Source organism: Cytobacillus eiseniae (assembly GCF_017874625.1).
Classification (GTDB): Bacteria; Bacillota; Bacilli; order Bacillales; family Cytobacillaceae; genus Cytobacillus; species Cytobacillus eiseniae.
This window is the reverse complement of sequence record NZ_JAGIKZ010000056.1, coordinates 1-1732: the sequence shown is the minus strand read 5'-3', so window position 1 is coordinate 1732 and position 1732 is coordinate 1. Positions and strand designations below refer to the sequence as shown.

Here is a 1732-nt window from a genome sequence, read left to right as displayed (position 1 = left end):
GCATACGAATTCATGGAACCCTCGGATATAAAAGTCCGATTGATTATAAGCAAAGACACCTTAAAAAAATTGTCTAGTTTAGTGTTGACATACCAGATTTTTATAATAACGGTACTACTTCTGGTGGTGGTGCGGTAGAAATTGCGCTGGGAAAAAGTGCAACACTAAGTTTTCAAATTCAAAATGAAGATAATCATTATAGATATTGTTATAAATCAGGATCTACCATTTTTTAATAAAAAGAGACTACTATAATAATAGTCAAATATTCTTGTCTATAAAGGTAAGGGTATTTGACTATTATTAAAATTACAATTGGGTACAAAATGAAATAGGTGAATTCCTAATATGTGAAAGAATCCAATGCAAAGCTATAAAAAAGATGACCATCATACATGCTTATTTTATTATTCATTTGAGAGCGTATCAGTCGGTTTCAAATACGACTACCCTCATCTGTATTGATTACAAATGTAAAGTTGGCTTATATTAAGGTGTATTTGAAGAATAGTTGTAACCCCATATCATAATGTTTAATTTCCACTCCCTCCCCACAGATAATGACTAATCACAAAATCCTATAAATGCTGTAACTTATTTTTATAATTTACGCCTATATCTATGAAATAATAAATAAAGGTGGTAAAAGTATGAAAAAGCTAACAGCATTTGTCACAGCAACATTAATTACAGGGATTGTAATTAGTGGGAGTTCAGTGTTTGCTTCGAGCCAAACAACTGAAAATCTAGACAGCTTAACAGAGAAGAAGGATGATCAAATGATGGATTCCTCTAATTTTATGAAAACATCTGGTGTTATTACAGATGTGAAGAAGGATAAGGACTCTACTACATTGATTGTCGAAGATAAAGAAAATGAATCGGAAACACATATTTTATTATCAGAAGAGGCGCTCTTATTCAGCAGCAAAACAACGGAAGCCTTTGAACAAGGGAACTTAGAAAAAGGCATGAATATTACAGCTTATTATGATAAAAATAAGCCAATGATTATGATCTACCCCCCAAGAATTACTCCAGAGATTATTATTGTAAACGAAGGGGATATGGGACAAGTTAAAATTTCACAATTTGATGATCAGTTCGTAAGTCTTGATAATGACCTGAAGCTAAATATTGCAGAAGAAACGATCCTTCTAAATGAAAATGGGAAGGAAATCAAGCAAGAGGATCTTCATGGCAAAGAGTTAATGGTCTTCTATGATGTTTCAACGAAGAGTATTCCAGCTCAAACAACACCAAATAAAATTATTGCATTAAATAATCAAGATCAATTATTTGAAGCAGTGCAAGAGATTGTAGGCGATGATTACTATATAAAAAGTGATAAAAAGCTATTGCCAGTCAGAAAAGTAGCCGAGCATTTAGGATATAAAGTAAAATGGCATAGTAAACAATCTAGTGTGGAGTTAACAAAACAAAACCAATCAATTCAGATCCATCTTGGAAAAGAGGAGTATAGCCTGAATCGAAGCATTAGACATTTTGAAGTCATTCCAGTAATGATTAATCATACTGCTTATGTTTCAGAAGAGATACTAGGGTTACTATTAGCCGAGTAGCAGCAGCGTTTCTACCAAAAACCACAAGGAGATCGTCTTATGACGGTCTCTTTTTTATGGGTTCGAAAACCCCTGGCTATGCCGGGGGTTCTAAAGAGCTTCAAGCGTGGTATTAAAAAAACCTCACTTCATATGGTAGGATAAAGTTG

General features: G+C 33.5%; 1 protein-coding gene. It reads left to right on the top strand.

Translation table 11 applies throughout. The features are described 5' to 3' along the window. The first annotated feature begins 650 nt into the window (after positions 1-650). On the top strand, positions 651-1583 hold the full coding sequence (locus tag J2Z40_RS19635) for a stalk domain-containing protein (RefSeq protein ID WP_066400842.1): 933 nt from the start codon (positions 651-653) through the stop codon (positions 1581-1583). Positions 1584-1732 lie beyond the last annotated feature (149 nt).